8 protein-coding genes are annotated in these 5,141 nt (G+C 58.6%); all 8 read right to left on the bottom strand.

All coding sequences use genetic code 11. The features are described from left to right. The coding region (locus CO667_RS34235; protein ID WP_245424683.1) for an IS66 family transposase at positions 1-1,516 on the bottom strand (1,516 nt) is incomplete at its 3' end. 68 nt (positions 1,517-1,584) lie between these two features. Next, a complete protein-coding gene (gene tnpB / locus CO667_RS35220) occupies positions 1,585-1,938 on the bottom strand; it encodes an IS66 family insertion sequence element accessory protein TnpB (RefSeq protein WP_141399593.1) in 354 nt (117 codons plus the stop codon). Then, the gene (locus CO667_RS35215) at positions 1,935-2,318 is read right to left on the bottom strand and encodes a transposase (protein ID WP_141399592.1); all 384 of its coding nucleotides are present in this window, start codon (positions 2,316-2,318) and stop codon (positions 1,935-1,937) included. The genes tnpB (CO667_RS35220) and CO667_RS35215 overlap by 4 nt, the downstream gene beginning before the upstream one ends. Before the next feature lie 42 nt (positions 2,319-2,360). Then, positions 2,361-2,519, bottom strand: coding sequence for an IS66 family insertion sequence element accessory protein TnpB (gene tnpB, locus CO667_RS34225; RefSeq protein ID WP_096772346.1), 159 nt, complete (start codon positions 2,517-2,519; stop codon positions 2,361-2,363). Further along, positions 2,516-2,926, bottom strand: a complete 411-nt coding sequence (locus CO667_RS34220) for a transposase (RefSeq protein ID WP_096772345.1) — start codon at positions 2,924-2,926, stop codon at positions 2,516-2,518. Before CO667_RS34220 ends, tnpB (CO667_RS34225) begins: the two co-directional genes overlap by 4 nt. Before the next feature lie 63 nt (positions 2,927-2,989). After that, positions 2,990-3,382: a hypothetical protein gene (locus CO667_RS34215; protein ID WP_096772344.1), complete on the bottom strand. Its 393-nt coding sequence runs from the start codon at positions 3,380-3,382 to the stop codon at positions 2,990-2,992. Between the two features lie 75 nt (positions 3,383-3,457). Continuing rightward, positions 3,458-4,318 (bottom strand): hypothetical protein, encoded by an 861-nt coding sequence (locus CO667_RS34210; RefSeq protein ID WP_141399591.1) that lies wholly within the window; start codon positions 4,316-4,318, stop codon positions 3,458-3,460. Beyond that, positions 4,272-5,120: a hypothetical protein gene (locus tag CO667_RS34205; RefSeq protein WP_096772342.1), complete on the bottom strand. Its 849-nt coding sequence runs from the start codon at positions 5,118-5,120 to the stop codon at positions 4,272-4,274. Before CO667_RS34205 ends, CO667_RS34210 begins: the two co-directional genes overlap by 47 nt. Positions 5,121-5,141: the final 21 nt, after the last annotated feature.

Raw genomic sequence — 5,141 nt, 5'->3', positions numbered from 1 at the left:
AGGCGGCCGCTATGGTGCTGGAAACGTTGGCAAAAAGTTGATTAATCGGCATAGTTCGCCGGTCGGCATAAACCGCCTTATGCCGCGCGCGGCATAAGGCAGTCTCGATGAGCGAGGCGATGGTCGCCCAGTTCTCCGCCCCGGCGTCATGTCCGGCGAAGAGAGCATTCTTCCGGTTGAGGGCTATCGGCCGGATGGTTCTCTCGACGGTGTTGTTGTCGATCTCGATGCGGCCATTAGTCAGGAAGACACAGAGGCCGTCCCAGTATTTGGCGATATAGGCCAGAGCTTCGCCAAGCGGCGACTTGCCAGCGACGCGGGCGCGATGCTGCGTCAGCCACATCCGCATGTCGGCGATCAATGGCGCTGATCGCTCCTGTCGCCCGGCCAGGCGAGCCTCTGGGGAACGACCCCGCAGCTCGTCTTCCATGCGATAGAGTTCGCCGATCCGCTTCACGCCTTCCGCGGCAATCGGTGCCGAGCCGTTGCGGGTGATCTCGACCAGTTTACGCCGGGCATGCGCCCAACAATAGGCTAGCCGGATGTCGGGACCGACACGGTCCGGTGCGATCAACCGATTATATCCGGCATAGCCGTCCACCTGAAGGACGCCCGTGAACCCCTGTAATATCCGCTCGGCATGTAACCCGCCGCGACCTGGAGCATAGGTGAAGGCTACACCAGGAGGCGCACCTCCGCCCCAAGGTCGGTCATCACGGGCCAGGGCCCAGAAGTATCCGGTCTTGGTTCTGCGTGAGCCGGGATCGAGGACCGGCGCATGGGTCTCGTCCATGAACAGCTTCGTCGACCGCTTCAGATCGGCAATCAATGCGTCAAAGACCGGGCGCAGTTCGAAAGCAGCCCGACCGACCCAATCGGCGAGTGTGGATCGGTCGAGATCAAGGCCCTGGCGGCTCATTATCTGGGCCTGCCGGTAGAGCGGCAGATGATCGGCGTATTTGGACACCAGCACATGAGCGATGGTCGCTTCTGTCGGCAATCCGGCCTGAATCAATCGGGCGGGAGCCGGAGCCTGAGTAACGCCGTCGGTGCAAGAACGGCAGGCATATTTGGGGCGACGGGTGACGACGACACGGAACTGCGCCGGAATGACATCCAGCCGCTCGGAGACGTCCTCGCCGATGCAATGCAAGCCTCCGCCGCAAGCGCAGATCAGGTTTTCCGGCTTGATGATCTCCTCGACGCGAGGAAGGTGGGCGGGCAGAGAACCGCGATTGATGGCGCGGGGTTTGGGGTGCGGCTTCCCAGAAGGGCTATCGGCTTCGTCTTCGGCGTGGATGGTTGCAATGGCCGTTTCCAGGTCTTCCAGCGCAAGATCGAATTGCTCTGGGTCAGCTTTCTCGGATTTGCGGCCGAAGGCGGCTTGCTTGAAGGCGGCGACCAGCTTCTCTAGCCGCTCGATCCGTTCATCCTTGCGAACTTCACGCGCTTGCGCCGCGATCAGCATCGCCTTCAAGGCAGCAATATCGTCGGGAAGATTGGCGGCGTCCAACATGGCCGAAGTCTATCAAAGCTAGCGTCGCTTCGCCGTTGGAATTTACCGCCCGAGTCATCGTGCCGCATCTATTCGATGGCATCCGGCGCTCTTGCCTCCATGGAACGGACACGACGCCAGTCGAGGCCTGCAAACAGCGCCTCGAACTGAGCATGGCCCAACGTCATCAGGCCATCTTTGATGCCCGGCCAGGTGAACGTGTGCTCCTCCAGCCGCTTGTAGGCCATCACCAGACCGCTGCCATCCCAGTAGATCAGCTTCAGGCGATCCGCCTTGCGCGAGCGGAATACGAAGACCGTCCCTGTAAAAGGGTCCTTGTGCAGCTCGTTTTTGACCAGCGCTGCCAGGCCATCGTGGCCCTTGCGGAAGTCGACCGGTTTGGTCGCCACCATGATCCGAACCCGGTTCGATGGAAAGATCATGCCGGAACAGCGCAGGCACGCGCGACAGCAGCGATGCGGGCGGCAGACGCGCCCTCTTCCAGGCGGATCGTGACCGAACCGACGATGATCTCGGGGCGGCTAGTCTTGATCAGCGGCTCCAAAACGGGTGGATTGACGACTACCGCTGCGAACTCCACAGCATTCTCGGGTGCAGGCAGAACAAGCTTGCCCTGCCGCGCCATCGTCCGCCAAGTCGAAAGGCGGTTCGCCCGCAATCCAAAGCGTTCAGCGACCTCATTCACCTTCGCACCGGGCCGAAGGCTCTCAGACACGATCTGCGCTTTGACCTCATCAGGCCAATGCCGATGAACCTCACGTCCAGACTTCCTGGTTGTGAGAAACTCCAATGTACTCTCCATGGAGAAACTCCCGTTGCTCGTCCATGGAAAGGCGATCACAGATCAGGGCGGCGAGGACAATGTGGGATCGGAACACCGGTTACACATCGGATCGCGCTTCAGTGTCTCTTGCACCATCAGAGACAGACCGGGAAAGCCCTTGCGCATGTCCGTATGGCCGGTCGCCAGCCAGACCTTCACACCAGCAGGAACCGGGATCATCGCCGACCCAGCACACAATCGAGAATGCGGCCAAGTGCCTCCGTGTCGATGTCGCTGTCCACACGGACACGACGACCGCGGCCCAGATCAATCGTCACATCGCTGCGCTTCCGGCGGGGATGCGATGAGGCCGGCGCTTCTGAGGCAGCGGGCTGGGCTGCCGGCGCGGCCTCCGAAACGATCACGGGCACCAAGGTGCTCGACACCTGCGTCGACGGCTCCTCGATCCGGCAGAGTTCCTTGCGCCACCGAAAGAGTTGGCTCACGTGGATGCCGGCCGCACGGGCAATCTCGGAAAGAACCGCACCAGGCTCAAGGCAGGCTGCAACCAGCCGCTCTTTGTCCTCGCGAGACCAGCGCCGACGGCGCTCGACAGACGTGATCACTTCAATCGGATGCTTGGTCATAGGACTACTCCTAGTGTTTGCACTAGGACTTCCGATGTTCGCATAAACCTCGCAAGACGGCCCTCACCGTGGGCTTACCTGCTTTCGAACTTCTGGAGGATAGCAATTTCCTCCGCCCTCATAGTTCCTGTGGACTGCGCGAGCCTGCTCGTTCGTCAGGACGTAGAACGTTGGTGCCATCGTCCTCAGATCGAGTTCGATGAAGATGAAGAAGTCCGCGTCGCCTTTCTTGTGCATTTCTACAGGCCAGCGGGTGATCTCAGTCGGCCGGCGCAGGAACTGCCGCGTCTTCACCTCGATCGATTTCGGCTGCCCACCGACGACAACAATGACATCGTGCCCAGGTGCGCCTTCGGGGCTCATATAGGCGGCCAGTCCGAGTGTGTTCAGCTTTGGTACGGTCAGCAGCTCGCCCAGCGTTCCGGATTGCGGGGACGATAGTTTTTCCAGCGTCATTGCTCTTCGTATTCTCCCAGAATCTCAATACGCGGACCACGTCCGGTCGCTTCACTCTCGGACGTGTCGAAGGTCTCAGGCATCGTCTGCCGCGGCCACATTTCGAAGGCGAGAGATGTAATCATCTACCCGGTCCAAAATGATTTCGAGACCGAGATAGCGAACGTAACCTCCTCCGCCCCGCTGGATAATGCCATCCAAGAAGATCTCGAAGGAATGACCATCACCCGCTAATCGAGTAACGAAGACCGCTCCACCACTCATGCCATCCAAAGGCTCTAAGTCCTCAGGATATCGCAACACGCCGCAGTTACTGCGGGACTCTAGGTGTCCCGACTTGCAGATCGGATGGATCCGCATCCCGCCATTCTCCATCACCATTCGCTGGAGATGGCTTGGCAAGCCTGAGGCTAAAGCTAAATCACCAGCGCGACCGATGTGGCGACGTTCGACGGGGAAGAACTGATGTCGTGAGTATGATGGTAGCATCTCATACTCGACCACACCGATCACATAGTCACTTTCATCCTCTGTGGAACCAGGCGAGAATAGGTATGTGTTGAACGGAATATTGGTGCTGTCGGTGCCATCGTCCATCAGCACTACCAGATAGTCCAAGCGGTCCTTAAAAGCCGCTGCTGTTTCACCCGCGATCGTTGCTATTTGGTGGCGCGTGAAGACGGCGAAATGTCGCCCTCGGTACTGGAAGAGAACGGCACTACCCTGAAGTCCAAACAGCAAACGGCGAGCAACCGCGCCATCCTGCAGCGTGAGCTCGAACCCATCCAGACCATAGTATTCGTCCCCAAGGGCGGCGAAACAAAGTGGTCGGATACATCGATCAGCGATCGTTGGCTCCTGTGGGTCTGTGAATCTCAGCATAGGAGGATCAATCCTTTCGACGGCGCGCACGAATTTCGTCAATTTGACGGTCAATTTCAGCCTCGGCGGCTGCGCAACTCTCCGCGAGATCCTCGCGGAATTGCAAGGTGTCTCTCAGGAAGTCGACATAGGTGGCGACGGCCAGATGTGTGTTGGCCTTAGAGCGCAAGCGCTGAACCCGCCGCTTCCATCCTGGAACGGGATCCTTCTTGATCGTCAGGCGGTAGTTGGCGGCGAGCCAATCAACAAGGTCATGGATAGATCTGCCGGAAAAGCCATTCTCGCTTGCGAACTTGTGACCCACAGGCGAGAAGGCCAGCCGCCATGTCTGGCAATTGATTGTCGCCTGATCTCGCGTGATCCCCTTCCCCTTGGGAAACACGCCAGTTGAGATGACATCGAGGTAAACATTGTTCTCAGTGATGATATAATCCATATAGTCCGCGAGCGCACCGATCGTCTTGCCTCTATCAAAATGGCACCGATCCTTCAGCGTTGCGCACGCCTTCTCGAAGTCACCTAGTTCGGCCGGATTGAGTCTGCTGCTGTTGAAATACTTCTTCGCGCGTTCCGGGATTACCATCTTATTGCCGTAGTAAAGACCACGCCCGGGAAACGCCTTCAGAATGTCGCAGGCTACCGAGAAGTAGAAATTAGCAATGGCTGGCAGGATGGCTTCGTGCTGGAGGCCGACATGGTACAGCTCGTTTCGGAACTCATGCATTATTGCAACTGTCCGCGCCTGTTCCTCTGTGACCATCTTCGCGATACGTGCAAACTTTAGCTTCGCGTCGAAAGACTGTACCCATCCGGCGAAGGCCGTCTGCCGCGATTTGCTGATTGGCTTTAAGTGCATGCCTTATGTCATGCGCTACAA

This window comes from Rhizobium sp. L43 (genome assembly GCF_002531725.1).
In the GTDB taxonomy this organism is placed as follows: Bacteria; Pseudomonadota; Alphaproteobacteria; order Rhizobiales; family Rhizobiaceae; genus Rhizobium.
Note: the sequence above shows the minus strand (reverse complement) of the source record. Positions and strands in the feature narration are given on the sequence as shown.

Excerpts from the sequence above, each read along its gene's own strand:
- CO667_RS34205 (WP_096772342.1), bottom strand. The coding sequence starts at position 5,120 with ATGCACTTAAAGCCAATCAGCAAATCGCGGCAGACGGCCTTCGCCGGA.
- CO667_RS34215 (WP_096772344.1), bottom strand. The coding sequence starts at position 3,382 with ATGACGCTGGAAAAACTATCGTCCCCGCAATCCGGAACGCTGGGCGAG.
- CO667_RS34220 (WP_096772345.1), bottom strand. The coding sequence starts at position 2,926 with ATGACCAAGCATCCGATTGAAGTGATCACGTCTGTCGAGCGCCGTCGG.
- CO667_RS35215 (WP_141399592.1), bottom strand. The coding sequence starts at position 2,318 with ATGGAGAGTACATTGGAGTTTCTCACAACCAGGAAGTCTGGACGTGAG.
- tnpB (WP_141399593.1), bottom strand. The coding sequence starts at position 1,938 with ATGATCTTTCCATCGAACCGGGTTCGGATCATGGTGGCGACCAAACCG.
- tnpB (WP_096772346.1), bottom strand. The coding sequence starts at position 2,519 with ATGATCCCGGTTCCTGCTGGTGTGAAGGTCTGGCTGGCGACCGGCCAT.